At 43.7% G+C, this 26,975-nt stretch carries 21 protein-coding genes; 9 read left to right on the plus strand and 12 right to left on the minus strand.

Annotated elements, in window-relative coordinates:
- Positions 1 to 35 precede the first annotated feature (35 nt).
- A complete protein-coding gene (gene dps / locus WDV75_RS07630; protein WP_273558368.1) occupies positions 36 to 542 on the minus strand; it encodes a DNA starvation/stationary phase protection protein Dps in 507 nt (168 codons plus the stop codon).
- A 281-nt stretch (positions 543 to 823) separates the two neighbouring features.
- On the minus strand, positions 824 to 1,714 hold the full coding sequence (gene rhtA, locus WDV75_RS07635) for a threonine/homoserine exporter RhtA (protein WP_273558367.1): 891 nt from the start codon (positions 1,712 to 1,714) through the stop codon (positions 824 to 826).
- Between the two features lie 190 nt (positions 1,715 to 1,904).
- Here rhtA and WDV75_RS07640 point away from each other — a divergent pair, with 190 nt between their 5' ends.
- Positions 1,905 to 2,369: a GNAT family N-acetyltransferase gene (locus WDV75_RS07640; RefSeq protein WP_273558366.1), complete on the plus strand. Its 465-nt coding sequence runs from the start codon at positions 1,905 to 1,907 to the stop codon at positions 2,367 to 2,369.
- A gap of 134 nt (positions 2,370 to 2,503) precedes the next feature.
- Here WDV75_RS07640 and WDV75_RS07645 read toward each other — a convergent pair whose 3' ends face one another.
- Positions 2,504 to 3,505 carry a Gfo/Idh/MocA family protein gene (locus tag WDV75_RS07645; protein ID WP_273558365.1) on the minus strand — a complete coding sequence of 334 codons (1,002 nt, stop codon included), beginning with the start codon at positions 3,503 to 3,505 and terminating at the stop codon, positions 2,504 to 2,506.
- A gap of 288 nt (positions 3,506 to 3,793) precedes the next feature.
- Between WDV75_RS07645 and WDV75_RS07650 the strand changes: the two genes are divergently transcribed.
- Entirely contained in the window at positions 3,794 to 5,365 is a 1,572-nt protein-coding gene (locus WDV75_RS07650; protein ID WP_422399065.1) for an ABC-F family ATPase, read from the plus strand.
- Positions 5,366 to 5,444: 79 nt separating this feature from the next.
- Here WDV75_RS07650 and moeB read toward each other — a convergent pair whose 3' ends face one another.
- Positions 5,445 to 6,200, minus strand: a complete 756-nt coding sequence (gene moeB, locus WDV75_RS07655) for a molybdopterin-synthase adenylyltransferase MoeB (protein WP_273558363.1) — start codon at positions 6,198 to 6,200, stop codon at positions 5,445 to 5,447.
- 112 nt (positions 6,201 to 6,312) lie between these two features.
- The gene (moeA, locus tag WDV75_RS07660) at positions 6,313 to 7,551 is read right to left on the minus strand and encodes a molybdopterin molybdotransferase MoeA (protein WP_273558362.1); all 1,239 of its coding nucleotides are present in this window, start codon (positions 7,549 to 7,551) and stop codon (positions 6,313 to 6,315) included.
- A gap of 209 nt (positions 7,552 to 7,760) precedes the next feature.
- Here moeA and WDV75_RS07665 point away from each other — a divergent pair, with 209 nt between their 5' ends.
- From WDV75_RS07665 to yeiB, 3 genes are all read left to right on the plus strand, one after another.
- The gene (locus WDV75_RS07665) at positions 7,761 to 8,945 is read left to right on the plus strand and encodes a YbfB/YjiJ family MFS transporter (RefSeq protein WP_273558361.1); all 1,185 of its coding nucleotides are present in this window, start codon (positions 7,761 to 7,763) and stop codon (positions 8,943 to 8,945) included.
- Between the two features lie 174 nt (positions 8,946 to 9,119).
- On the plus strand, positions 9,120 to 9,788 hold the full coding sequence (gene folE / locus WDV75_RS07670; protein WP_189758451.1) for a GTP cyclohydrolase I FolE: 669 nt from the start codon (positions 9,120 to 9,122) through the stop codon (positions 9,786 to 9,788).
- A gap of 39 nt (positions 9,789 to 9,827) precedes the next feature.
- Positions 9,828 to 10,961, plus strand: a complete 1,134-nt coding sequence (gene yeiB / locus WDV75_RS07675) for a DUF418 domain-containing protein YeiB (protein WP_273558360.1) — start codon at positions 9,828 to 9,830, stop codon at positions 10,959 to 10,961.
- Positions 10,962 to 11,096: 135 nt separating this feature from the next.
- Here the strand turns inward: yeiB and sanA are convergent, their stop codons facing one another.
- The 6 genes from sanA to metG all read right to left on the minus strand — a co-directional run bounded on the left by sanA (position 11,097) and on the right by metG (position 18,385).
- Entirely contained in the window at positions 11,097 to 11,819 is a 723-nt protein-coding gene (sanA, locus tag WDV75_RS07680) for an outer membrane permeability protein SanA (protein ID WP_189758453.1), read from the minus strand.
- Between the two features lie 277 nt (positions 11,820 to 12,096).
- Positions 12,097 to 13,794 carry an NAD-dependent malic enzyme gene (locus tag WDV75_RS07685; protein ID WP_273558359.1) on the minus strand — a complete coding sequence of 566 codons (1,698 nt, stop codon included), beginning with the start codon at positions 13,792 to 13,794 and terminating at the stop codon, positions 12,097 to 12,099.
- Positions 13,795 to 13,956: 162 nt separating this feature from the next.
- On the minus strand, positions 13,957 to 14,841 hold the full coding sequence (gene cdd, locus WDV75_RS07690) for a cytidine deaminase (RefSeq protein ID WP_189758455.1): 885 nt from the start codon (positions 14,839 to 14,841) through the stop codon (positions 13,957 to 13,959).
- Between the two features lie 193 nt (positions 14,842 to 15,034).
- Positions 15,035 to 15,730: a CidB/LrgB family autolysis modulator gene (locus WDV75_RS07695; RefSeq protein ID WP_273558358.1), complete on the minus strand. Its 696-nt coding sequence runs from the start codon at positions 15,728 to 15,730 to the stop codon at positions 15,035 to 15,037.
- The gene (locus WDV75_RS07700; RefSeq protein WP_273558357.1) at positions 15,724 to 16,209 is read right to left on the minus strand and encodes a CidA/LrgA family protein; all 486 of its coding nucleotides are present in this window, start codon (positions 16,207 to 16,209) and stop codon (positions 15,724 to 15,726) included. The genes WDV75_RS07695 and WDV75_RS07700 overlap by 7 nt, the downstream gene beginning before the upstream one ends.
- Positions 16,210 to 16,357: 148 nt before the next feature.
- Entirely contained in the window at positions 16,358 to 18,385 is a 2,028-nt protein-coding gene (gene metG / locus WDV75_RS07705) for a methionine--tRNA ligase (RefSeq protein ID WP_273558356.1), read from the minus strand.
- A 316-nt stretch (positions 18,386 to 18,701) separates the two neighbouring features.
- Between metG and apbC the strand changes: the two genes are divergently transcribed.
- From apbC to asmA, 4 genes are all read left to right on the plus strand, one after another.
- Entirely contained in the window at positions 18,702 to 19,814 is a 1,113-nt protein-coding gene (apbC, locus tag WDV75_RS07710; protein WP_273558355.1) for an iron-sulfur cluster carrier protein ApbC, read from the plus strand.
- Positions 19,815 to 20,110: 296 nt separating this feature from the next.
- The gene (udk, locus tag WDV75_RS07715) at positions 20,111 to 20,752 is read left to right on the plus strand and encodes a uridine kinase (RefSeq protein WP_189758460.1); all 642 of its coding nucleotides are present in this window, start codon (positions 20,111 to 20,113) and stop codon (positions 20,750 to 20,752) included.
- Between the two features lie 47 nt (positions 20,753 to 20,799).
- Entirely contained in the window at positions 20,800 to 21,381 is a 582-nt protein-coding gene (gene dcd / locus WDV75_RS07720; protein WP_189758461.1) for a dCTP deaminase, read from the plus strand.
- Positions 21,382 to 21,446: 65 nt separating this feature from the next.
- Positions 21,447 to 23,303 (plus strand): outer membrane assembly protein AsmA, encoded by a 1,857-nt coding sequence (gene asmA / locus WDV75_RS07725; protein ID WP_273558354.1) that lies wholly within the window; start codon positions 21,447 to 21,449, stop codon positions 23,301 to 23,303.
- 49 nt (positions 23,304 to 23,352) lie between these two features.
- Here the strand turns inward: asmA and WDV75_RS07730 are convergent, their stop codons facing one another.
- Positions 23,353 to 26,910 carry a phage tail protein gene (locus WDV75_RS07730; RefSeq protein WP_273558353.1) on the minus strand — a complete coding sequence of 1,186 codons (3,558 nt, stop codon included), beginning with the start codon at positions 26,908 to 26,910 and terminating at the stop codon, positions 23,353 to 23,355.
- Positions 26,911 to 26,975 lie beyond the last annotated feature (65 nt).

Here is a 26,975-nt window from a genome sequence, read left to right on the forward strand (position 1 = left end):
GTGGCCTTAAGTTAATGAAGAATAATATTTTTATTTTATTGCTCAATGTTTGCTTCGATAAACCATAAAAATTTGTCAAGATCACGGGATGCCGCAGTAAACATATCTGCAGTGTCTTCATCTTCTGCATCAATGATCGCCTGACGGATATCATTAGCAACGACAGCATAGCGATCTGCCAGTGCCTTTAGATGGTCCTGTACTTCATGAATATCCGTTGGATAGCTTTTCAGGATGGTACGTTTATGCACTTCCTGAACAGTACCTAACGCGGTTCCACCTAATTGAACTGCTCGTTCTGCGAATATATCAAGGTGTTCCGTGATGGAATTACGAAAATCATCCAACATTTCATGAATGGCGATAAAATTGCGACCACGCATGTTCCAGTGAGCCTGTTTAGTCAGCATGGATAGGTCGATAAATTGGCTCACCATATGATTTAAGGTCGTAATCGTTCTTTGTTTAATACCTTCATCAAGATTGTTTCGGGTATAAATAAGACCAGAAGGTTTGGTTTTGAGTAATTTTGCAGTATTCATAATATTGCTCCCTTAATTCTGAGTAATGAGTTATCTCATTAGATAGAATAAATTTAGCTGATCATTTGCCGGAAGTCATATTGATTACTTCTATTGAATTGATAGTTATTGTGTTGATCGGTAACACTTTGATAATCCATAAAAATAAAAAACCGGAGAGTAAATATTTCTCCGGTTTCAATGAATTATCTCTATACGCATTAAACTTCAAGTTGCCATTTACAACATGATATGAAATTACACGCATCTTGAAGCGAGATGGGTATATATGTTTAAAGTCGTTATTCTACTTTTTCTATTTTAGTTTTTCTCTTAATGGTCGAAGTGGAGCCTATGGAAGCACAAATAATACAGAAAAGGGCAATCCATTGAGACATTGCCAAATGCTCATTAAGGAAAATGATGCCTGATAATGCGCCCAAAGCAGGTTCAAGGCTCATTAATGTCCCGAATGTTTTGGCTGGCAGGCGAGTAAGGGCAATCATCTCCAGAGTGTAAGGAAACGCGGTGGATAAAATGGCGATCCCCAGGGCTATCGGCAGTAGAGAAGCATCGAACAGGAGTTCAGGACCTGTCTGTATTAATCCGATTGGGAAGAAGATAAAGGCTGCAATAAGTGAGCCGATAGACACTGTCGCGGCACCATAGCCCGCTCCAGCACGTTGTCCAAAGATAATATAGAGCGCCCAAAAAACACCGGCTCCCAGTGCATACAAAATACCGATAGGATCGAGTGTATTGACGCTATTTCCGATTGGCAGCAGGAAGCTTAATCCGGCAATAACCAAGGCAATCCAGAGAAAATCCAGAGGACGGCGGGAAGAAAACATGGCTACCGCTAAAGGTCCGGTAAACTCAAGTGCAACGGCAATGCCGAGCGGAATTCGGGATAAGGACATATAAAACAGGTAGTTCATCGCCCCTAAAGAAATGCCGTAGGCGAAAAGCGGGAACAATGAAGAACGCTGAAACTTTAACCGCCACGGTTTGAAAATCAGAAATAGAATAATTGTGCCTAATGCAAGTCTCAGGGCTGTGACACCGGGCGCGCCAATGACAGGAAATATTGTTTTAGCCAGAGAAGCCCCGGCTTGAATTGATGTCATTGACAGTAACAATAAAATCACAGGAAGCAGTGAAAAAGACGCTGCCCGATGCTTGGAAAGAGACATTTTAAAGAAACCTCAGTTACAACGTGTTATTTAAGGGCGCCATCTTCGCAGTGAAATGGATATAACTCAACAGTATTATCAGTTGTATGCTTGTTAGCAGACGATGCTCCCCTGATGCTTGACCATTTTAATAATTACATTATCCTGTTGGTTGAAATTTATACTAACTGAAAGTAATCGAGAAAAACTGATGATAATAAGAACGGCTACTATGCGGGATATTGAAGCTATTTTATCTCTTTATAGCATATTGTTTAGTGAAATGGTGGTGTTGCAGCCGGATAGAATGCAAGCAGCTGAACAAGAGAGAGATTTTATTGTTTCCAACATCAATAACGATAAGTTTCATTTACTGGTTGCGGAAGATGGGAATGGCAATATTAAAGGTTTTGCTATTGCTCAGGAGCAAAAAACACCCCCCTTCAATTGCCTGGTTCCGAGAACTTATGGTCATGTTTTTGACTTAATGGTAAGTCAGGATGCCAGAAATCTTGGTGTTGGTCAGAAGTTACTGGCTGGTATGAAAAAGTGGGCGCAAGAAAATCATTATTCACATCTTGAGCTGAGTGTATTATCCCAGAATGTTGATGCGATACGCTTTTATATCAGAGAAGGGTATCAAGAGGTCAGCAGGACGATGGCAATTATTTTGTGAACAGAAATAATATACGCATTAAACTTCAAGTTGCAATTTACAACACGATATGAAACCTGATTTCTTCCCGCTTCGCGGGAAGAAATCACACGCATCTTGAAGTTAGATTGGTATAAACAGTAACATTAAGCCAGTTAGGAAATAATATTTGCAGCAGTCCGATATTCTTTTAATACTTCATCCATAACCCAACTGGTGCGGGCGGCAGATTCACCTGTGGATGGACAATTGCCATTTACTTGTATGTTATTAATCATTGTCTGGATGAATGGCATTTGGATATGTTTTGGATTTTCGAAATGATATTGGTGTAATTGATTATTTTCGTCATAGTGTGAAATGGGGGAATCACCAAATGTGGCAAAAACGATTTTGCCTTTTGTACCGATAATTTCGACTTTATCCTCACGAGAACTGGCGACAAAATTCCAAATGCCAACTCCCTGAACATGATTTTCGAACATAAATGACATGGAAACACAGTCTTCGGCGGGATAGGCTTTTGCCTGTGAATTGGCATGTCCTTTGACTGAGATAATTTTTCCCAGCAGAAAATCCAATATATCCAGTGTATGGCACGCTAAATCAACAAATAAACCACCACCAGATATTTCTGGTTGTACAAACCAGGGTAAATTATTGGGATCTTGATAGATAGACGCCATTTCCCTAAATTGCATACAATTGACTATCCGTGGTGTACCAATTGCGCCAGAATCAATTAATTCTTTTATTTTAATAAACCTTGGTAATGCTCTGCGGTAATAAGCGACGAACAAGGGAACTTTTTGAAATCGGCAGATAGCAATCATTTCGTTGCATTCTTCAAAGGTTAATGCCATGGGTTTTTCGACATAAACACTTTTGCCAGCTTGTGCTGCTAAAATAGTATATTTTTTGTGGGTAGAAGGTGGGGTTGCAATATAAACAGCATCAACTTCCGGATCATTAACCAACGATTCGGCATCCGAGTACCATTTTCGGATATTATGCCGTTCGGCAAAATCTTTGGCTAAATCCGCATTGCGACGCATGACGGCGACTAATTCTGAATTCCCTAATTTATAAAAAGCTGGGCCACTTTTTACTTCTGTTACGTCACCACAACCTATAATACCCCATCTTACTTTTTGCATTGTGTTTTTCCGGTATATCAATTTGATGATTTGTAAAATATAGAGGAAAGTTTATAACAGTACCGTTTTCTATTCTATATTTCTCTGTCCAATAGATTAGTTTATTTTATGGAAAAATGATTAATATTCAGTGTGTTATTTGAGGTGATGCCCTGATTTTGAAAGTGGGTAACGCATTCTGGCGATACTTTTCTTCTATTGTGGCATAATGCGCGGCTATCAGTTTTATCATCTCCCTTTTATTCACTTATAAGAGCAACAGTTGTGTTAAGTACAAACAACATCACTATGCAGTTTGGCAGTAAGCCACTGTTTGAAAATATTTCTGTCAAATTCGGTAACGGTAACCGCTATGGTTTGATTGGGGCGAATGGGGCAGGTAAATCTACTTTCATGAAAATCCTGGGCAGAGATTTAACCCCAACTTCCGGTAATGTCAGCCTTGATCCTAACGAGCGTATGGGTAAGTTGCGCCAGGATCAGTTTGCTTTCGAAGAATATACCGTGTTGGATACCGTCATCATGGGGCACCAGGAACTGTGGGAAGTCAAACAGGAGCGTGACCGCATTTATGCGATGGCAGAAATGAGCGAAGAAGATGGTTATCGTGTCGCGGATCTGGAAGTCGCTTATGGTGAGATGGATGGTTACAGTGCAGAAGCGCGTGCTGGCGAATTGTTGCTGGGTGTCGGTATTCCCGTTGAGCAGCATTATGGCTTGATGAGTGCAGTAGCACCGGGCTGGAAATTGCGTGTATTGCTGGCACAAGCCTTGTTTTCCAATCCTGACGTTCTGCTGCTCGATGAGCCAACCAACAACCTGGATATCGATACTATCCGTTGGTTGGAGCAAGTGCTCAACGAACGTAACAGCACCATGATCATTATTTCCCATGACCGCCATTTCCTGAATACGGTATGTACACATATGGCCGATCTGGATTATGGCGAACTGCGTCTATTCCCTGGTAACTATGATGAGTACATGATTGCCGCAACGCAAGCGCGTGAACGTCTGTTGGCCGATAATGCCAAGAAAAAGGCACAGATTGCTGACTTGCAGGCATTCGTTAGCCGTTTTAGTGCTAATGCTTCTAAGTCTAAACAGGCAACTTCCCGTGCCCGCCAAATTGACAAGATCCAGTTGGAAGAGGTAAAGGCTTCCAGCCGTCAGAATCCTTATATCCGCTTTGAGCAAGAGAAGAAACTGTTCCGTAATGCGCTGGAATTGGAGGGATTAACCAAGGGATACGATAACGAACCCCTGTTTAAAAATCTAAATTTGCTGATGGAAGTCGGCGAAAAGATGGCGGTAATCGGTGAAAACGGTATTGGTAAAACGACTCTTCTGAAGACGCTGATTGGTGAGGAAACGCCAAATAGCGGCACCATTAAATGGTCTGAAAATAGCACGATTGGTTATTATGCGCAGGATCATGCCAGTGATTTTAACTGTGATATGACGGTGTTTGAGTGGATGAGCCAATGGAAGCGCGAAGGCGATGATGAACAGGCTGTACGCAGTATTCTTGGTCGCTTGTTGTTTGGGCAGGATGATATCAAGAAGAAAGTGGGTGTGCTTTCCGGTGGTGAGCAAGGCCGGATGCTGTTTGGCAAGCTGATGATGCATAAGCCGAATATTCTGGTCATGGATGAACCGACTAACCACCTAGATATGGAATCTATCGAGTCTTTGAACCTTGCGTTGGAACTCTACCAGGGAACGCTGATTTTCGTCTCCCATGACCGTGCCTTTGTGAGTTCACTGGCTAGCCGTATTTTGGAAATTAAATCTGACAAGGTTATTGATTTTAAAGGTACTTATGATGAGTATCTGAGAAGTCAAGGTATTGGCGAATAAGACTTTGATATTAACAGAGAAACATCCGGCTCAATTGGGCTGGATGTTTCTTTATCAAAATAAGTTTTCAACGACATATTCACTGCGACCGGCAAACTTCACATAAAGGATCTTGCCGCAACGTTATTTGGCGAAATTGCATTGTCATTGCATCAAAAAGTAATACTTTGCCGTGACAGGTTTGCCCGTATTGGGTCAGTAGCTTAATTGTTTCCATTGCCTGCAATGAGCCGATAGTTCCTACCAATGGCGCCATAACACCTGCTTCAACACAAGTCAGGCTGTTTTCGCCAAACAAACGACTCAGGCAACGGTAACAGGGGGTTTCCGGTTGGTAAGTAAAGACGGAAAGCTGGCCTTCCATGCGGATCGCAGCACCCGAAACCAATGTTATTTTACGGCCATAACACAGACGATTGAGTTGTTCACGAATGGCAACATTATCTGTACAGTCGAGTACAATTTCATGTTGGCTGATTAACTCATCTAACGCCGGATCATCCAATAGTCCTTCAATGGGATTGATGGCGATATGTGGATTGATCTCCCGCAGGGTCAGCGCCGCGGAATGCACTTTTGCCATACCAATACGCTCATCGCGGTGGAGGATCTGCCGTTGCAAATTGGAAAGGGAAACCGTGTCAAAATCCAGCAGGGTGATTGTTCCAATACCTGCCGCTGCAAGATATTGGGAAGCAGCGCAACCCAGCCCCCCAGCTCCCACTATCAACACCTTGGCTGATTTTAATTTTTCCTGCCCGTCGAAATCGAAACCACGTAAGACAATTTGTCGGTTATAACGCAACGTTTCTTCATCAGTAAGTTCGACTGCCATGTTTCATTATCTTCTTAGTTATACGCATTAAACTGCAAGTTGCATTTACAACACTCTATGAAATCACACGCATCTTGAAGTTAGATTGGTATATTAGTTTTTCAATTACTGGTTATTTCAATAAATAGTTAAAAAACTCGATTTGTACCGTTTCACCAGCAGCAACATGCCCACGTTCCCGTTCCAACACAATAAAACAGTTGCCGAGGTTATATGAACTAAAGATATGGGAACCTTGATGCCCTGTAGTTTGTACCTCTAATTCACCTTGTTCATTAAGTGAAGCAATACCACGTTGGAAATCCAGTCTGCCAGGGGATTTTTTCAAAGGTGTTGTCGTCTTGGCTGTGAGACGCATAGGTGGTTGCCATGCAGAAAAACCCGCTAAATGGGCAATCAATGGTTGTACTAATTGGTAGAACGTGAGTACGGCAGACACAGGGTTACCTGGCAAGCCGCAGAACCAGGCATTTTCCAATTTTCCAAAAGCGAAAGGTTTTCCCGGTTTGATAGCGAGTTTCCAAAAACTAATTTTTCCTATTTCGTCTAAAATTTGTCTGGTGTAATCCGCTTCACCGACAGAAACGCCACCACTGCTGATCACTAAATCTGCTTGTTTATCTGCTTCAATAAAGGTCTGGCGCAATGCATCAGGATCATCGCGGATTACGCCAAGATCGATAATTTCACAATCCAGTTTTTCCAGCATCAGGCGAATAGCAAATCGGTTGGTATCGTAAATTTGGCCTGCCTGTAAGGGTTTACCGATGGCTTGTAACTCATCACCGGTAGAAAAAATGGCAACTTTCAGTTTGCGGACAACATCAATCGTTGCAATACCTAGCGAAGCAATCAGCGGTAATTGTGCTGTGGAGAGCTTAATCCCTTTTGGCAATACCACCGCATTTTGGCTGATATCTTCCCCAATGGTGCGAATATTCTGCCCTGGTTTTACCGGATGGGGGAAGCGAATGCCTGTTTCGGTAACCTCCGTTTGTTCTTGCATCACAACAGCATCAGTGCCAGGAGGAATGGGGGCACCAGTCATAATGCGGATGCAACTGCCGTTCGGCCATTCTTGCTGAAACGGCATACCAGCCAGCGCCTTACCTGCCACTGGTAAGATGTGGTTTTCGTGCAGATCTGCCAGGCGAATGGCATAACCGTCCATTGCTGAGTTATCAAACGAGGGTACGTTGATCGGGGAAATGATATCAGTGGCGGTAATTCGGTTCGCAGATTCAGTCAGGTTAATGGTTTCTGTCGTGATCAAAGGGGTAGCAGTGAGGGGAACGGTGTGTGTCAGTAATGTTTCTAGTGCTTGCTCAAGTGAGGTATGACAGTGATCCATAAGAAACTCCCTATACGCCGCAAATTGCGGGCAACTGTTTATTCTTGTAGGGGATGCATTATGGCAAAGATTGCATTGTTGGGGAATGACAGGCGATGGTGACTGCCACAGAGAGAGGTTTGTTAAGAAAAGATGTATATTATATTCATGATTTGTTATAACTGGATGATGCCCTCCAAACTAATTAATTTTATTACTATTTAATCACTATGAAAAATCAAACTGTTACATCTCTTCATCGTAATTATCAAGCTTTTCAGATTGCATTAAGTGGCTTCCTCGCTTTGGTTGTTGCAATGGGAATAGGACGCTTTACTTTTACCCCACAAGTTCCATTAATGATCGCTGAGTCACAACTCACGTTAACGAGTGCGGGGATAGTTGCAGCATTCAATTACCTCGGCTATCTGGCGGGTTCTTATGATGCCATGCGGGCGCAACGTTTTGTAGAATACCGTTTGTGGAGCGGTTTGTGGGGATCTGTCATTATCACCTTGCTTTCTGCATTGTTGGATGGCCCGATATTACACAGTATTGCCCGCTTTTTTATTGGCTGGGCCAGTGGTTGGACGCTGGTATTGGTTGCCGCATGGACGAATGATGAATTGGCAAAATTGAATCGTCCGGGGTTGAGTGCAGCCGTTTTCTCAGGGACCGGAGTGGGGATATTTATCAGTGGCATGGTAGCAATAGGGCTCCAGTCCTGGCAGATGAGCGCAGCCAGTGCGTGGATGTTATATGGCATCCTGGCGCTGTTATTCAGCATTTATGTCAGTCGTTATCTGCCCCGCAGCGGTGAATTGCACCGTCCGCAGACGGCAATCCAAACCTTGAGTCTGACACCGAAAATCAAGCGATTAGTGTGGTGTTATAGCCTGGCTGGATTTGGCTATATTTTGCCTGCGACATTTCTTTCCCAAATGGCGACAGTGCGTTTTCCTGATAGCTTGTTTGCCCAGTTTGTCTGGCCAATATTTGGTGGTGCTTCGGTCATTGGCATTATGTTAGGAATTTTGTTGCGTAATGTATCAACATCCCAAATTCGTCTGGCGGTGACGTTATGGCTTCAGGCACTAGGTATCCTGATTGCGGAAATGTTGCCGGGCATTAGTGGTTTGATGATTGGGGCATTGCTGATAGGCGGTGGATTTATGTGTGTAGTACAGCTTGCTTTGCAGTATGGCCGTGAATTGGCGCCCAATCATGCCCGTTATATGGCGGGATTGCTGACCACGGGCTATGCATTGGGACAATTGGTCGGGCCAATGTTATCCGCTACTTCGACATGGCTGACAGGCAAACTGGAACCTGCGTTGTATATCGCATTTATTGGGTTGCTCATTGCTGGTTTGCTGGTATTTTATCGCACCAATACTCATCGTGAGCCATCCTGATTTGGTGCATTGATGATATACAGGTATAGTTATGCGCTTATTCGTGCAAACGATATATGCGTAGAACAAGATAATAAAGTCGATATTGTGTGGTATTACATTCGCTGATATCTGCGTAAAATAAGCGTCCCGATTTCCCGTCAAGTAACGGAAATATTTACCTTGGAGAAACTGATGTCATCCCTAAGTACAGAAGCTGCGCTGGTGCATTCGGCACTGGTTGCCCGTGGTCTTGAAACCCCATTGCGTGGACAAACTTTGGCGCCAGAGGTGCGTAAAGTACGCATTGAGGAACACATGACAGAAATTATGAAGCTGTTAAATCTCGATTTGAGTGATGACAGTTTGGCAGATACGCCCGCTCGTATCGCGAAAATGTATGTGGATGAGATATTCTCAGGGTTGGACTATAACAATTTCCCGAAAATTACGCTGATAGAAAATAAAATGAAAGTGGATGAAATGGTAACAGTGCGTGATATTACGATGACCAGCACTTGTGAACACCATTTTGTCACTATTGATGGCAAAGCCACGGTTGCTTATATTCCTAAAGATAAAGTTATTGGTTTGTCGAAGATTAATCGCATTGTTCAGTTTTTTGCCCAGCGTCCACAAGTGCAGGAACGCTTAACACAGCAGATCCTGATTGCTCTGCAAACTTTGCTTGGTACAAACAATGTTGCTGTTTCCATTGATGCTGTCCATTATTGCGTGAAAGCACGTGGTATTCGCGATGCAACCAGTACCACGACAACGACTTCTCTGGGAGGGTTATTTAAAACCAGCCAGAATACACGACAGGAATTCCTGCGTGCTGTGCGTCACCTGCATTTGTCATGATGAACTTTTATTATCATGAAACACAGTTGTAATGGGGTAATGTGTCAGAGAATTGAGATAGTTGATAGTGTGCGTGGTTTTGCCATTTTGGGAATATTATTGCTGAACATTTCCAGTTTTGCTTTGCCATATGCAGCCTCTATGAATTTGTTTTATAAAGATTCAGTCTCGTTCTCTGACGTGATGACATGGTCTGTATTGAATACTTTTACTCAGGGAAAATTCCTGTTCATCTTGACGCTGTTGTTCGGCGCATCACTTGAATTGCTTCGGCAGCGGGGACGTGATTGGAATATTTCCCGGTTACTGGTTTTGGCTGTTATTGGTTTGCTGCATGGTGTTTTGCTATGGGATGGCGACATTTTGTTGTCATATGGCGTTGTTGGTTTATTGGCATGGCGTTTTATCAATACCCGTCAAAAGTTGTTTGGTACAGCGGCGACTTTTTATTTATTCGGCATAATGATGTTTTACCTTTTAGGACTCTTTCCTGTAGGGGAAAATAATGCATTTTGGCAGCCGACACCGGAAGATATTTCTTATGAAAGCTACTGGAAAATGTATGGTGGATTATTAGCCATAGAATACCGTATTCGTCAGATAAGCGGTGCGATGATTGTGGTGATTGTGCAATATGGCTGGCAAATAATGGGGGTTATGCTTTGTGGCGCTATGTTACTACGCAATGGTTGGTTGAAAGGGGAATTTAGCCATAATCATTACCGCCGATTGGCATTATGTCTGATCCCTGTTGGTATGCTGGTTCAGGGGATTGCCTTGTCGATACAATATTTATATCCCTACAGCTATTTCGCATCTTGGACCGTCCGCTACACCATTACTGAATTGGCGACACCGTTGCTAGCATTGGCTTATATTGCATTAATTTATGGATTTTGGCCTGTCATTTCACGTTGGAAAATCGCGTTTTGGCTCCGGCAGGTCGGGAAAATGGCACTGAGCAGCTACTTGTTACAAACACTGATTTGTACCACACTTTTTTATCGCTTTGAGTTATTTGGACAGTTTAGTCGTTTGGAGTTAATGGCATTTATTCCTTTTATCTGGGCATTCAATATTTGGTTTGCTTGCTGGTGGTTGCAACGTTATTCTCAGGGGCCGATGGAAAAGCTCTGGCGTAGCTTAACCGCAAAATTGGCCGGTAAGGTTTAGTTTTGTCGCTAAACTGCAATTTTTATACGCATTAAACTTCAAGTTGCCATTTACAACACTCGATGAAACCTGATTTCTTCCCGCTTCGCGGGGAGAAATCACACGCATCTTGAGGTTAGATTGGTACATCCATTCTTATTTTCTCTGTGACTTCTTTTCTAATTCCTGTAACTCTTCTGGTGATACCGCAGGGTAACCTTGAATTCCTGTTGGTGCGGTATGTTGCGCAGGGATAGGCAATAATGGGCCTAAAAAGCGCGGTTCACGTTTTAAAATATAGAGATCAGTTAAGGCGCCGAGACGAGCCAAGACTTCCCTGAAACGGATTGTCATCATATTTTTGGGGGAGGGAACCACATAACATTGCGCTTCTATACCAAAATGCATAGCGATAAACAAGGCTCGTTCGCAGTGGAAGCGTTGAGTGATGATAGTAAAATCGTTGGTATCAAATACCTTGCGGGTTCTGACAACCGAATCTAATGTTCTGAATCCGGCAAAATCCATCACAATGTCACTGGCCGGAATGCCTGCCTTGATTAAATCCTTCCGCATGGTAATGGGTTCATTATAACTATGCTGGGCGTTATCTCCGCTTAATAGCAGGTACTTAACTTTACCGCTGTTGTAAGCATTCACTGCTCCCTGGATACGATAGAAATAATATTGGTTATATGTACCGGTTTTATAATATTTGGACGTGCCGAGTACCATACCAACTTCTCGCTCAGGCAGTTGCCTGACATCATCAAAAATGTAAGGAGCGGTTTTCCAGCTAACCCAACGGTCAAGCATAATGGCTGCCAGTATCAGGACAGCAATGATAAAAATGAGACCAGTAATCAAGCGCTTCCACATGATTTTTTTGTTTGCCTTATATGTGCTGATGAACCAATGGCCTAAAGGCTACTTGACTTGAAATATCGAAGCAAGTTTTGGGAGGGATCATACCGGAACTAAACTGATTCAATTTAAAAATATAAGCAATCTCACTTCAAGATGCGTGTGATCTCTCCCCGCGAAGCGGGGAGAGATAAACCATCACATTGATTTGCAAGCTACAACTTGAAGTTGGATTGGTATATTGGATTATTTTTCAAGCCTGCCAATATGACTGGCAGGCTTATTACTAATATCAGAATGAAGTGCGTTTATAGACGCGATATTCTGGTTTCCAGAAATTGCGTTCAATCGCTTCATCCAACGCATCTTCCGATGTAACAATCGCTACGCCTTGAATTTGGGCCTTTTTCGCCACTTCTTTGGCTATTTTGCGGGAAACATCCTGGATGTCATCAATCGGTGGCAACAATGGGCCAGAGCCTGTTTGCGCCAGTGGTGAACAATCCGCTAATGCGCGGCTGGCAGCCATCAGCATATCATCGGTAACACGTTTGGCGCCGGCAGCGATAACACCTAAGCCGATGCCTGGGAAGATATAGGAGTTGTTGCATTGTGCGATTGGATATTCCTGACCGTTATATTTTACGGGTGCAAACGGACTTCCTGTAGCGACCAATGCTTTGCCTTCCGTCCAATTGATGATGTCTTCTGGACGAGCTTCTACACGTGAAGTTGGGTTGGACAGCGGCATCACGATGGGACGTTCACAATGTTTGTGCATTTCACGGATGATCCCTTCGTTGAACAGACCTGATTGACCAGAAACACCAATCAGAACGGTAGGCTTGGCATTGCGAACCACGTCCATCAATGAAAGAGAATCGCTGGTGACATCCCACGATTGCAAGGTGACGCTTTTTTGAACCAAAGCACTTTGGAAGTCCAGCAAGTTTGGCAGCTTGTCAGTCAGGAGACCAAAGCGATCAACCATAAACACGCGGGCACGAGCTTGTTCATCACTCAATCCTTCAGATTTCATTTGAGCAATGATCTGCTCTGCAATACCACAGCCAGCAGAGCCGGCACCGAGGAATGCCACAGTTTGATCTTTCAATTGGCGGCCTGCGGCACGGCTGGCGGCAATCAGACTACCTAAAGCAACCGCTGCAGTACCTTGGATGTCATCATTGAAGCAGCAAAGCTCATCGCGATAGCGGTTCAACAGTGGCATGGCGTTGTTCTGAGCAAAATCTTCAAATTGCAGCAGTACGTTAGGCCAGCGACGTTTCACAGCCTGAATAAATTCATCGACAAATTCCTCGTACTCTTTGCCGGTAATGCGTGGATGTCGCCATCCCATATACAGCGGATCATTGAGGAGCTGTGGGTTATTGGTTCCTACATCCAAAACCACGGGCAGGGTATAAGCAGGGCTGATCCCGCCACAGGAAGTGTACAGTGACAGTTTGCCAATCGGGATCCCCATGCCTCCGATCCCCTGATCACCCAGACCAAGAATGCGCTCGCCATCGGTAACAACGATAACTTTTACATTTTGCTTGGTGGCATTTTGCAGCATGTCATCAATGTAAGCCCGATTTGGATAGGAGATAAACAAACCACGGGCACGGCGATAAATATCAGAAAAGTGTTCACACGCTGCACCAACGGTTGGCGTGTAGATAATAGGCATCATTTCGCTTAAGTGAGCATCAAGGAGGCGGTAGAACAGCGTTTCGTTGGTGTCCTGAATATTCCTTAAATAAATGTGTCTATCGATATCGTTTTTGAAATCGCAATATTGACGGTAGGCGCGTTCGGCCTGCTCTTCTATTGTTTCAACGGCCTGCGGCAATAAGCCATGTAAGTTGAAATTACTGCGTTCTTCTTCGGTAAAGGCACTGCCTTTATTCAGCAGAGGAAATTCCAACAAGATAGGGCCAGCGTAGGGAATATAGAGAGGACGTTTACTTTCGTGTTCCAGTTCCATGATGCTTACTCTTTGAACTTATCAATAACAAAATCGGCCATAGATCCTAAGAAGATAAAAACAATAAGTACAGTAAATGTTACTTAGATATGATTATTATGAGCAAAAGTGAGAGATAACATACAGAATTCGCTAATAAAATGTTATTGGATGAAGTGCATTTCAAAATGTATACCGTTCTGCTTTTGTACAACCGAGAGCCGCTAATGTGCATTCTGTCGCATTCCATTGTGATAAATGGCTATTTTCACCTTCCACCAAGACTGCTCGCTTAATGGATTTAAAATTACCACCTGCCATATTCATGAAAATCAGTGCTGCCTGTAATGGTGGTAAGCTTGGGTTGAATGCAGCATTTTCTGCATAACGGCCGGTATAAATTTTCCCTTGTTCATCTTGTAAGGCAATTCCTGCATGGGATTGGCTATAAGGCGCATGGCTGCGGTTCGCTGCATCCAATGCTGCTTGCACCAATTCGTCGCTGGTAGCTAATTGATGGCCGTGATTAACCTCATCCAGTAACAATGGTGTGTCAGCTAAATCGTGTGGGCCAAAGGCTTCTGGCAGGTAATCGGCCAGAGTTAATGAGGAATGGTTGGGGAGGCAAACTTCCAATTGTGTTCCACTATTCAGTTCATTCATAAATTGTCGGCAATGGCCACAAGGTGAATAGTTAACAGTGATGGTAACCAACTTCTTTTCACCACGCAGCCAGGCGTGTGTAATGGCCGATTGCTCGGCGTGGATAGTTTGTTGTAATGGAACGCCTACGAATTCCATATTAGCACCGAAATAGAGATTGCCACTTTCTCCCCGTGCAATTGCGCCAACATAAAAATGGGAAACAGGAGCAAGCGAATAAGCCGCAGCAAGTGGCAATAAGGCCAACGCCAGTGCCTGATCATCCAATCCGCAAAGCTGTTTAATTGACTCCGCTTGCTCTGCTGTCAGCATGGCTGGAAAATCGTCGTTGCCAATATAAGGTAATAGCGCTTTTTGTAGTTCAGGTGTGATTTCTGACCAAATAGCGTGAAAACGAACTTGCATAGAATGATCTCCAAATTAATTGAAGGTCATTCTAGGACGTCTGTTCAGGTTTGCAATGTAATAAATAGCATATAATTAATGAAATTCGTGAAATAAAGGTGAAATTTTATTAACCTATGTCAAATTTTCACTGTTTTATGATATTTATTTACTTTTTCGCTACGTTTTTGTAACCAGTGAAACCATAAAATGATCAGCTAAACAGATGCAGCAATACCGGAAATAGAAAAGGTGCAATCAGTGAAGTAATAATGCCGCAGGTCATTAAGGCCAGTGAACTGTATGCCCCTTCGACATGATCCAGCTCCGCACAGCGAGCCGTTCCCACCGCATGGGATGCTGTACCCATTGCCAACCCTCGTGCCGCCTGGGTTTTTATTTTCAGGGCGTTAAATAGATTGTGACCAAAGATAGCCCCCAAAATCCCTACCATAATGACACAAGCTGCGCTAATAGCAGGAATACCGCCAATGGAGCTGGCTACAGCCATAGCAATTGGCGTTGTCACGGATTTGGGGAGAACAGAAGCGGCAATTTCAGGCGTAGCACCTGCCCATAATGCGATAGCAGTCCCTGTCACCATTGCGACAATGCTGCCCACAAAACAGATGCTAATAATAGATTTCCATTGGGCCCGGATTTGATGTAGCTGTTCATACAGCGGAAAAGCCAGGGCAACAACGGCAGGTTGCAGCAAATCGTTCAGTATCCGGCTGCCGGCAAAATAGTGTCCATATGGTGTATGTGTCAGCAACAGTAAGGGGATGATAACAGCCATTGATATCAATAACGGATTAAATATAGGCAGTTTGAGTCGCACTGACAGCTTTCTAGCGCAGTAAAATACAATCAGGGTTAGTGGTAGTGACCACCAGATATGGCTTAACATTTTTCTTTCTCTTCCGGTTCTTGTGATAACTGTTGTGATGGATTTGTGGGGGGAGAGGTGAGTTCTTGCTGCTTAGTATTCGTCGGGTTATGAGTGCCAATAATGATACGTTCACGATGAATATAGTGTGAACTGTAGGCAACAACGACCATCACAATCACGGTGCTAACGATGCAAGAGAGCAGAATAGGGAGCATTTGTTGGCTAAGCTGTGGGTAATAATCCATGATCCCTACGCCAATGGGTAAAAAGAGCAGTGTCATATTTTTCATCAACAGGCTACAGCCTGGTTTTACCCAGTGTGAGGGAATAATTTGAGATGCGAGTAAGCCAAACAAGAGCAGTAAGCCAATAATACTACCGGGGAGAGAGAAGGGAAGTTGTGCCGAAATGATATTCCCCGCGATCAGGCACAAATAAAGCAGCGCAAATGCGCGCAGGTATTGCCAACCTATTATCAGCACATTTTGGAAAGACATAATCAATAATTCCTCAATATAACGAGGGTTTCATCATACGACTAACATTATAAATGTGCCATACATCACATTAAAAAGCGGGCCTTTTTTGGAGCCCGCCTTGTTATCTATTTGATAATTAATGATGTTTATCAAAAATATGCAGCTATTATTTAACCTGCATACCTGGTTGGGCGCCACTATCGGGGCTTAACAGGAAGATATCTTTGCCACCTGGACCTGCCGCCATCACCATACCTTCTGAAATACCGAAGCGCATCTTGCGTGGTGCAAGGTTAGCAACCATCACTGTCAGGCGATTTTCCAGTGCTTTGGGATCAGGATAGGCTGAACGAATACCAGAGAAGACCTGGCGAGTTTCACCACCGAGATCAAGCGTGAGTTTCAGTAACTTATCTGAACCCTCGACAAAATCAGCCTGTTTGATCAGTGCGATCCGCAGGTCAACCTTGGCAAAGTCGTCAAATGCAATGGTGTCCTGAATGGGATCATCAGCCAGTGGACCTGTTACGGTTTTTTGTGGTTCGATACTCTCTTTGGAATCAGCGACCATCGCTTCAATTTTCGCCATTTCGATGCGGTTGAACAGTGCCTTGAATGGTGAAACGTCATGGTTCAACAGAGGTTGCTGGATGCCGTCCCAGGTCAATTCGGTATTCAGGAAAGCTTCTGCCCGTGCAGCTAAACTTGGAAGTACAGGTTTCAGGTAAGTCATCAGCACGCGGAACAGGTTAATCCCCATTGAACAGATTGCTTGCAAATCAGCATCACGGCCTTCTTGTTTCGCCACAACCCACGGTGCTTGTTCATCAACATAGCGGTTAGCCAGATCAGCCAGTGCCATCATTTCACGGATTGCTTTGCCGAATTCACGGTTGGTAAAGTCTTCTGCAATACTTTGTGCAGCATCGACAAATTTCTGGTATAGCGCAGGATCAGCGAGTTGTCCTGCCAGTTTGCCGCCAAAGCGCTTGTTGATAAAGCCTGCATTGCGTGAAGCAAGGTTAACCACTTTGTTAACGATATCGCTGTTGACTCGCTGAACAAAATCTTCCAGATTCAGATCAATATCGTCAATGCGGGAAGAGAGTTTTGCTGCGTAGTAATAACGCAGGCAGTCTGCATCAAGGTGTTGCAGATAAGTGCTGGCTTTGATAAAGGTGCCACGGGACTTGGACATCTTAGTGCCGTTAACCGTGATATACCCGTGGACAAACAGGTTAGTTGGTTTACGGTAGTTACAGCCTTCCAACATGGCAGGCCAGAACAGACTGTGGAAATAAACGATGTCTTTGCCAATAAAATGGTAGAGATCGGCTTTGGAATCTTTCGTCCAGAACTCATCGAAATTCAGGTCATCACGTTTATCACACAGATTTTGGAACGCGCCCATATAGCCAATTGGGGCATCCAGCCAGACATAGAAATATTTACCTGGCTGATCAGGGATCTCAAAACCAAAATAAGGTGCATCGCGGGTAATATCCCATTGCTGTAGCCCAGCTTCGAACCATTCCTGCATTTTATTAGCCACTTGTTCTTGCAAGGTGCCGGAACGCGTCCATTTTTGCAGCATATCGCTGAAAGCAGGCAGATCGAAGAAGAAATGCTCCGTATCACGCATTTCTGGCGTTGCCCCAGAGATAACAGAACGAGGGTTAAGCAATTCCGTTGGGGAATAGGTGGTGCCACAGACTTCACAGTTATCGCCGTATTGATCTTCTGCCTTACATTTTGGGCAGGAACCTTTGACGAAACGGTCTGGCAGGAACATGCTTTTTTCTGGATCAAATAATTGAGAAATTGTCCGGTTTTTAATGTAACCGTTCTTTTTCAGCTCCAGATAAATTTTGGAGGCAAGAACTCTGTTCTCTTCGCTGTGCGTGGAGTGGTAATTATCATAGCTGATGGCAAAACCGGCAAAATCCTGCTGATGCTCTAGGCTCACCTTGGCAATCATCTCTTCTGGAGAGATACCACTTTGCTGGGCTTTCAGCATAATTGGTGTACCGTGGGCATCGTCGGCACAGACAAAGTGAACCTCTTTGCCGCGCATTCGATGATAACGAACCCAAATATCAGCCTGAATGTGTTCCAGAATATGACCGAGATGAATTGGACCGTTAGCATAAGGTAACGCACAGGTCACCAATAATTTGTTCGCGACTTGAGACATAGTTAGGATCTGACTTCCATAAAGTGAAAAGGGTTTTTGATGTTACCTGATAAGGAGCATTGTCGCTAGGGTAACGCGAGATCTTCGTCACTTTTACTTGTTGCCTTTATCCGAAGTGGTTAGCTTCTGTTATGATGGCTGAACAGTTTTATACCAATCTAACTTCAAAATTAATGCGTATATACCCATCTCACTTCAAGATGCATATTGTTTCTCCCCGCAAAGCGGGGAGAAACAATGAGTTATGTTTTCTTATAATGAGCAACTTGAAAGGTAACGCGTATAGGTTTGAGAAAGATAAATAAAAGGAGCTGGGATGAACTCACAATCCCCGGAGCAGACCAATCCTGATCTGCTGAAAGAACAGGTTGCAAAGATATTAGCAACATTCAAACATCCGACTTTAGAACAAGATTTGATTGCCCTGAAAGCATTGCATCATTGCACTATGCTGGATGGAATATTGCATATTGAATTAACCATGCCGTTTGTCTGGAAACGCGCCTTCGAAATATTAAAGCAAGAAACCACTCAGCCCTTGCAATCCGCGACGGGCGCAAAATCCGTTGAATGGCGATTAAGCCACAATATCAGCACATTACGCCGTTCCAATAATCTGCCTGGTGTTAATGGTGTGCGTAATATCGTGGCAGTGAGTTCAGGAAAAGGCGGCGTAGGGAAATCCAGTACAGCGGTGAATCTGGCGCTGGCGCTGGCACAGGAAGGCGCAAAAGTGGGAATTTTGGATGCGGATATTTATGGGCCATCCATCCCCAATATGCTTGGTACAGCCAAAGAGCGCCCGACTTCCCCTGATGGGCAGCATATGGCACCCATCATGGTTCACGGCATGGCAACCAACTCCATCGGTTATCTTGTTACCGATGATAACGCGATGGTATGGCGTGGCCCGATGGCAAGTAAGGCCTTGATGCAGATGTTGCAAGATACGCTGTGGCCGGATCTGGATTATCTGGTGATTGATATGCCACCAGGAACAGGTGATATCCAGCTAACGTTGTCCCAGAATATTCCGGTGACAGGTGCGTTGGTTATCACGACACCACAAGATATTGCCTTGATCGATGCGATGAAAGGCATTGTCATGTTCCAGAAAGTCAATGTGCCAGTGTTGGGTATTATTGAGAACATGAGCAGCCATATTTGCAGTAACTGCGGTCATCATGAGCCAATTTTCGGTACGGGTGGGGCGGCAAAGCTGGCAGAAAAATATGATTGCCAATTACTGGGACAGATCCCGCTGCATATTTCACTGCGTGAAGATCTCGATCGTGGTGAACCAACAGTAAGCAGTCAGCCTGACAGTGAATTTGCGGATATTTATCGTGACATCGCTGCGAATATTTCTGCGAAGATGTATTGGCAGGGCGAAAAAATCCCAACTGAAATTTCTTTTCGTGCAGTTTAATTAATGAGTTTAACCGTATGTAATCGCGGTTGTGTAGAAAAGGTTGGTCAATGGCTCAATTGATACAGAGTCATTGATCAGTGCTCGGTGTTTTCTACGCTTTTTACTTGCAGAATATTTTCTATCAGAGACCTAAAATCGCGGGATTTTTATGCGAAACGTATCGAAAAAAACGAGACTTATCTTGTTTACTCTGGAATAGAAGTCATTAACTCCCTATAATCCGCCAAACATGGTATTAGCGAATACCATATTTCTATTTTATTTTTTTCTTTTTTAACCAGGTTATTTTTAGTATGGCTGATGAAGCACATAAGTGTACAATCGTAGGTATTTCAGGTGCCTCCGCCTCAGGCAAAAGCCTTATTGCCAGCACACTTTATCGAGAATTACGGGCTCAGGTTGGTGATCACAATATCGGTGTTATCCCAGAAGATTGCTATTATAAAGACCAAACTGACACCCCGATAGAAGAACGTTATAAAGTTAATTATGATCACCCAAATTCAATGGATCACAATCTACTATTTGAACATCTTCAGGCATTGAAAGCTGGAAAATCCATTGAATTGCCGCAATATGACTACGTTGAGCACACCCGCAAACCTGAATCCATTCATTTTGAACCGAAAAGAGTTATTATCCTCGAAGGTATTCTACTATTAACAGATAAGCGTCTACGCCAAGAACTGGATTTCTCCATTTTTGTCGATACGCCACTGGATATTTGTTTGATGCGCCGTATCAAACGTGATGTGAATGAACGTGGACGTTCATTGGATTGCGTGATGGAGCAGTATAAGGAAACCGTGCGTCCAATGTTCCTGCAATTTATCGAACCATCAAAACAATATGCCGATATTATTGTGCCTCGTGGTGGGAAAAACCGCGTGGCCATTGATATCTTAAAAGCCAAGATTGGCCAATTTTGCGAATAATCTGCTGTTTAGGCATTCATAAGTATCATCGTATTTGAGAGGAAATAATGCGACTCTGTGACCGTGACATTATTAAATGGCTAGATGAAGGTAAGCTGGTAATTACCCCTCGTCCCCCTGTTGAACGTATTAATGGGGCAACTGCTGATGTGCGCCTTGGGAATCAGTTTCGTGTTTTTCGTGGTCATACTGCCGCCTATATTGATTTGAGTGGCCCTAAGGCGGAAGTCAATGCGGCACTTGACCGTGTCATGAGCGATGAAATTACTTTGTCGGATGGCGAAGCATTTTTCCTCCATCCTGGCGAATTGGCTTTGGCAGTAACACTGGAATCTGTCACACTGCCTGATAATTTAGTCGGTTGGTTGGATGGTCGTTCATCTCTGGCGCGCCTTGGTTTGATGGTCCATGTTACTGCGCATCGCATTGATCCAGGTTGGCAGGGGCAAATTGTCCTGGAGTTCTACAATTCAGGCAAACTGCCTTTAGCCTTGCGTCCTGGCATGGTAATAGGGGCATTGAGTTTTGAACCGCTTTCTGGCTCTGCTGAGCGACCTTATAATCGGCGTCAGGATGCGAAATATAAAAATCAGCAGGGAGCCGTAGGTAGCCGAATCAGTGAGGATTAATCTTTTCTGGTAAAAGCCTTATGGTGAAAAAATAGTCTTCTTGTGAACATGAGACTGGGGAAGTCATGAAAAGATTGTTGACGACACTCATTATTTTGTTAGTAGTCATTGTAGCTGGCCTGACGGCATTGGTTATGCTGGTTAATCCAAATGATTTTCGTGGCTACATAATCAAACAAGTACAAAAGAAGAGTGGCTACCAGCTTGTGTTGCAGGATGACTTGCGTTGGCATGTTTGGCCCAAGTTAAGCATTCTTACCGGTGAGATCTCGTTGACTGCTGAGAATGCCAAGGTACCAACCATTGTGGCTGAAAATATGCGTCTGGATGTGGAGTTGTTGCCACTGCTGTCTCATCAACTTTCAGTCAAAGAGGTGATGTTGAAAGGCGCTGTTTTGCGGTTCACGCCGGATAGTCAGCCGCAAAAGCAGCCAGAAGCCCCAATTGCGCCGGAAAGTGATATGCATTATCCAGGCGTCACGGGAAGCCAGGCTTGGAAACTGGATATTGCCAGAATCAGATTAGTGGATAGCTTACTGATCTGGCAAACCAACGCACATGCCCAATTAAATGTTCGTGATCTCAATTTATTGCTGGAACGCGGTGATCAAGATCACGTTAACCTTAACCTCCGCAGTAAAATCAATAAAAATCAGCAAGAGCTGTCATTTGAGCTTAATTCGTCAGTAGATATTTCTGATTATCCCCAGCAGCTATCGGCCGACATTCATTCCTTTGAATACCAATTACAGGGCGTTGGGTTACCATCTGCGGGTATCCAGGGAACGGGCAGTAGTATAGTAAAATATCAGGCGGCACCTGAATCAATTGCGCTGCAAAAAATAGCCTTGACAATGAATGATGGGAGTGAACTAAAAGGGAATATTACTGCCGTTTTGCAAGATAAACCGCAATACGCTATCAACTTGAGTTCAGCCAAATTCAATTTGGATAACTTGTTGGGGTGGGATGCCTTACCGAAAAATACGCCGCAGGCAAAACATGATTATCGGATTGAAAATAATTCCTTAAAACCGGTGATTGCAACGTCGGTTTCGCCATTGTCTAACTATGACCTTAGCTTTTTACAAGGGTTTAATGCTGATATTTCATTGGCAGCAGATAAATTCATTTATCAGGGCATGGATATTGACCATTTTGGTCTGCAAGCTATCAATAACAGTGGCCTGGCGAAAATCACTAAATTAAGTGGCAACGTGTTTGGTGGGCATTTTGCGCTGCCGACATCAATTGATGCCACGGTTATTCCGGCAAAACTGCACACAAAGCTGTTCTTGCAACGGATTGAGATACAATCTTTATTAACTGCATTGGCATTGCCATCGATATTCAGCGGTCAGCTTAATGTTGATGGTGATCTTTTGGGAGAGGGTTACGATGAGTACGCAATTTCTCATTATTGGCAAGGTGATTTGAATATCGATCTAAAAAACGCGCGTCTGGAAGGATTGAATATTCCTCAGCTTATTCAACAATCTTTTGCGCGGGCAACAGATCAAGTCGGCCAACCGACAAATACAAATGATTTCACTGAAGCTAAAAATATGTCAGTGAAAGCCCAATTGGAGCACGGTGAGGTTAAAATTAGTGAGCTTGTAGCGAATTCAGGCATATTCAATATTAAAGGGCAGGGAAAAGCTAATTTACTGAAACAGAACACCGATGTTTCATTATGGGTGCAATTAACCAATGGATGGGGTAAGCAGAACGAGTTTGTACGTCGTCTGGCGCAGTTAAAAATCCCATTGCGGGTTTATGGTGACTGGAACAATCTGCAATATGCGTTGAACGTAGAACCCATGTTGCGTGATGAATTACAGCAGAAGGCGAAAAGCTGGCTCGAAAATAACAGCAATAATGAAAACATTAAGGCATTAGAAGATCTGCTCAAGAAAAAATAGGTGATCGCCGAAGCGATCACCCGAATTACCGAACTTACTGTTTTTTTTATTAATACCCTACAACCTGGTAATAGAAGTTTGGAACCCAACCTAATTGAGGTGTTGTGACGGATATTGTGAAGGTATCCTTCGACAAACCATCACCGTTTACATTGCCTCGCTGTGTTTTGACATCAGCCAGGTAACTGGGGCGTTGATTATCAAAATTATCTCCGACGACACTTGCCTGGCATGAGATGATGCCATTTGGCAAAGTCGTGGGCAGTTGGATCTTATAGAAATGGGTATAGTAAGTCACTCCACCGATCTCGGCTGCATGAGAATCCCCAATGGGTTCACTGCCTACAGCCACCCCATTTATCATAAGTATTTCACCCAGCTTGATGATGGTGTGCTCGTCCGTGATTCGACGTGACTCAATACCTAATCCAATCAGATTACCCAAGCCTAAATTTCTTACAAAGGCTTGTTTATCAGGAATATCCGCCCCGTTTTTGCTTTTCGCCAGTCGGCTATCAGCGTCAGCTTTGGCTGCCACCGCATTGGTATTGGCATCACTCGCTAATACCTCAATTTTGTTGATATGAGTATCAACCTCGACTTTGCTATAAGCGCCTACATCAGAAGCGGTCAGTTTAATATCGGATAATAGTGCCTTGCCATTGACAGTGCGTGTAAGTGGCACTCGGCTATCTGCATTGTTATTAGCTTTATTTGCCAGACTCTTGATATCTTCAAGGCGATTTTCTACCTCTACTTTAGTATAGGCATTCACATCAGAGGCCGTCAGATCAATATCGGATAACAGAGCCTTGCCATTCACAGTGCGAGTCAATGGGACTTTGTGCTCCGCAGTGTTATAGGCATTATTGGCTGTCTCCTTGACTTCATCGATAAGGATGTTGATCTCTGCCTTGTTATAGGCATCTACATTGGCTGCGGTGAGTTCAATGTCTGTTGACAGTTCTTTGCCATTGACCTTACGGGTTGATGGCACTTTGCTGTCAGCAAGTTGAACAGCCGAATTCGCTGTCTGATTGGCGGCATCAGCCCGTTTGTCAATTTTGTCGATACTCTCATCGAGTTCCGCTTTATTGTAAGTACCAACGTCAGCGGCATTCAGCTCAATATCCGTTAACAGCTCTTTGCCGTTTACCTTACGAGTTGATGGTACTTTGCTATTGGCATCTTTACTGGCTGTCTCAGCTTTGTTATAGGCAGATTCCGCCAGCTTATCGACCTTGCCGACACGATCATCGATTTCTACTTTGTTATAAGTACCGACATCAGCCGCAGTCAGCTCAATATCCGTTAACAGCTCTTTACCATTAACCTTGCGAATGGATGGGACTCTGTTATCAACCTTTTTAAGAGCTTCATTTGCGTTCTGATTGGCAATATCTGCCAGGGCCTTAACATCCTTGATCTGAGCGTCAGTTTCGCCTTTGTTATAGGCATCAACATCCGCCGCAATCAGTTGAATATCTGCTGATAGCTCTTTGCCATTGATTCTGCGGGATTTGGGAACTTTTTGGTCAAGCTCTTGGATGGCGTTATAGGCATTATCATTGGCGGTGTTAGCTAATTGTTGGACATTATCAATTTGTGTTTTGACACCACTAATAAGGTCATCCGTTTCCTTCTTGTTGTAGGCATGGACATCGGATGCTGTCAGTTCAATATCCGTTAACAGCTCCTTGCCATTGACCTTACGGGTTGATGGGACTCTATTCTTGGCATCTTGAATTGCGGTATTTGCGTTGTTATTAGCAGATTCCGCCAGCTTATCTACCTTTCCAATACGATCGTCGATTTCCACCTTATTGTAAGTGCCGACATCCGCTGCACTTAGCTCAATGTCAGTGGTCAGCGCTTTGCCATTAACTTTGCGAGTTGATGGGACGCTGTGAGCAACCTCATTAAGAGCTTCACTTGCACGTTGATTGGCCGTTTCTGCCAGTTTATCAACCTTGCCGATGCGATCATCAATCTCTGCTTTGTTGTAAGTATCAACATCTGCGGCAGTCAGGTGAATATCTGCTGACAGCTCCTTACCATTAACCTTACGGGTTAACGGGACCTTACTCTTAGCCTCCTGAGTCGCGGTATTGGCATTATTATTAGCGTTTTCAGCTAAGTTATTAACATTGTCGATCTGTACTTTGACATCTTTGATGATGGCATCAGTTTCTTCTTTACCATAGGCACCAACATCAACTGCGCGTAATTCAATGTCAGATAATAGCTCTTTGCCATTGATTTTGCGGGATTCCGGGACTTTTTTGCCAAGTTCTTGAATAGCGGTATTGGCGTTGTTATTGGCCGTTTCCGTTAGCTTTTCAACATTACTAATACGATCGTCGATTTCTACTTTATTATAAGTACCGACATCCGCCGCACTTAATTCAATATCTGTTGTTAACTCTTTGCCATTGATCTTGCGGGATTCAGGGACTTTTTTGCCAAGTTCTTGAGTCGCGGTATTGGCGGTGTTATTAGCCGTGTCAGCTATTTTCTGAACTGTGTTGATTCGATCATCAATTTCTTTTTTATCGTAAGTGTCAACATCATTTGCGGTTAACTGTATATCTGTTATTAACTCTTTGTTGTTGATCTTGCGATCTGTTGGGACTTTTTTGTCCAACTGTTTCAGGGCGTCGTTGGCATTCTCATTAGCTGTGTTAGCCGATTTCTCAACGTTTGCGATAAGCCCATTGACTTCCTGTCTGGTGTAGGCATTCACATCATGTGCGGTAATTTCGACATCGGTTAACAACTCTTTTCCGTTTATTTTACGGGATAATGGAACCTTAGTGTTTGCCAGCTCAGCAGCTTTCTTGGCTGATTGCTTGGCTTCATCAACAAGAGTGTCGGTTTGAATTTTGTCATAAGCGCCGATATCTGTTGTTGTCAGTTCAATATCTTTGGACAGTTCTTTACCGTTAACTTTACGTGTTGATGGTACATATTTATTTGTCGAGAGTACCAAATTAACCGATTCATTGGCTTGATTGGCTAATTCATATGCTGTTTTGACTGCCTTGGGCGTTGCAGCATGAACTTCGCTGTCACTGCCGACTTCATTACTTAACGCAACAAATCCTTTTTTTCCTAAAGTGGCGCTTGGGTGATTACGGCTTTCAGCGTGTTCTTTAATTTTTTCTCTCACATAATTGCGAGAGGCAAAACCGGAAAGCAGTTCTTTTATCCACCCTGTCAGGCCATTGTTGCTAACCGTCAGCGCCATACGGATAGCTTGTTCCTGGGATTCTGGTTTGTAGAGTTCGGCACAATTTCCTACCGCAATCAATGTACCGTCTTTATCAAATAGGCCAATTTCACGAACCCACCAATTACCTTCACCTTCAGGAAGTATTTGTTCGGCAATAACTTGGCCAGGTGTTTGGGGGTTGACGATTAAGGCATCAAGTTCAGCGCGGTGTTTTTCATTAATCAATCCTGATTGGTTGACATTGGGTGTGGGTGAACTGCCACCACCGTCACCTACAGCCATATGGGTAATTTCAAGTTTGACACCTGATGAGGCGGCTCTTTCCAGTTTTTCTGTGCCAGCCTGTGTTAATAATGCAAAATATTTTGTACTCATATAAACCCTCACTTTATCAACAATAAATAGAAGTATTGCTAACTCAGCCACAAGAGACACTGCGT

Origin of the sequence: Xenorhabdus griffiniae, from assembly GCF_037265215.1 — a bacterium.
Classification (GTDB): domain Bacteria; phylum Pseudomonadota; class Gammaproteobacteria; order Enterobacterales; family Enterobacteriaceae; genus Xenorhabdus; species Xenorhabdus griffiniae.

Excerpts from the sequence above, each read along its gene's own strand:
- WDV75_RS07650 (WP_422399065.1), top strand. The coding sequence starts at position 3,794 with ATGCAGTTTGGCAGTAAGCCACTGTTTGAAAATATTTCTGTCAAATTC.
- WDV75_RS07645 (WP_273558365.1), bottom strand. The coding sequence starts at position 3,505 with ATGCAAAAAGTAAGATGGGGTATTATAGGTTGTGGTGACGTAACAGAA.
- metG (WP_273558356.1), bottom strand. The coding sequence starts at position 18,385 with ATGTCTCAAGTCGCGAACAAATTATTGGTGACCTGTGCGTTACCTTAT.
- WDV75_RS07730 (WP_273558353.1), bottom strand. The coding sequence starts at position 26,910 with ATGAGTACAAAATATTTTGCATTATTAACACAGGCTGGCACAGAAAAA.
- WDV75_RS07665 (WP_273558361.1), top strand. The coding sequence starts at position 7,761 with ATGAAAAATCAAACTGTTACATCTCTTCATCGTAATTATCAAGCTTTT.
- yeiB (WP_273558360.1), top strand. The coding sequence starts at position 9,828 with ATGTGTCAGAGAATTGAGATAGTTGATAGTGTGCGTGGTTTTGCCATT.
- moeA (WP_273558362.1), bottom strand. The coding sequence starts at position 7,551 with ATGGATCACTGTCATACCTCACTTGAGCAAGCACTAGAAACATTACTG.
- asmA (WP_273558354.1), top strand. The coding sequence starts at position 21,447 with ATGAAAAGATTGTTGACGACACTCATTATTTTGTTAGTAGTCATTGTA.
- dcd (WP_189758461.1), top strand. The coding sequence starts at position 20,800 with ATGCGACTCTGTGACCGTGACATTATTAAATGGCTAGATGAAGGTAAG.
- cdd (WP_189758455.1), bottom strand. The coding sequence starts at position 14,841 with ATGCAAGTTCGTTTTCACGCTATTTGGTCAGAAATCACACCTGAACTA.
- dps (WP_273558368.1), bottom strand. The coding sequence starts at position 542 with ATGAATACTGCAAAATTACTCAAAACCAAACCTTCTGGTCTTATTTAT.
- udk (WP_189758460.1), top strand. The coding sequence starts at position 20,111 with ATGGCTGATGAAGCACATAAGTGTACAATCGTAGGTATTTCAGGTGCC.
- rhtA (WP_273558367.1), bottom strand. The coding sequence starts at position 1,714 with ATGTCTCTTTCCAAGCATCGGGCAGCGTCTTTTTCACTGCTTCCTGTG.
- folE (WP_189758451.1), top strand. The coding sequence starts at position 9,120 with ATGTCATCCCTAAGTACAGAAGCTGCGCTGGTGCATTCGGCACTGGTT.
- sanA (WP_189758453.1), bottom strand. The coding sequence starts at position 11,819 with ATGTGGAAGCGCTTGATTACTGGTCTCATTTTTATCATTGCTGTCCTG.
- moeB (WP_273558363.1), bottom strand. The coding sequence starts at position 6,200 with ATGGCAGTCGAACTTACTGATGAAGAAACGTTGCGTTATAACCGACAA.
- apbC (WP_273558355.1), top strand. The coding sequence starts at position 18,702 with ATGAACTCACAATCCCCGGAGCAGACCAATCCTGATCTGCTGAAAGAA.
- WDV75_RS07695 (WP_273558358.1), bottom strand. The coding sequence starts at position 15,730 with ATGTTAAGCCATATCTGGTGGTCACTACCACTAACCCTGATTGTATTT.
- WDV75_RS07685 (WP_273558359.1), bottom strand. The coding sequence starts at position 13,794 with ATGGAACTGGAACACGAAAGTAAACGTCCTCTCTATATTCCCTACGCT.
- WDV75_RS07640 (WP_273558366.1), top strand. The coding sequence starts at position 1,905 with ATGATAATAAGAACGGCTACTATGCGGGATATTGAAGCTATTTTATCT.
- WDV75_RS07700 (WP_273558357.1), bottom strand. The coding sequence starts at position 16,209 with ATGTCTTTCCAAAATGTGCTGATAATAGGTTGGCAATACCTGCGCGCA.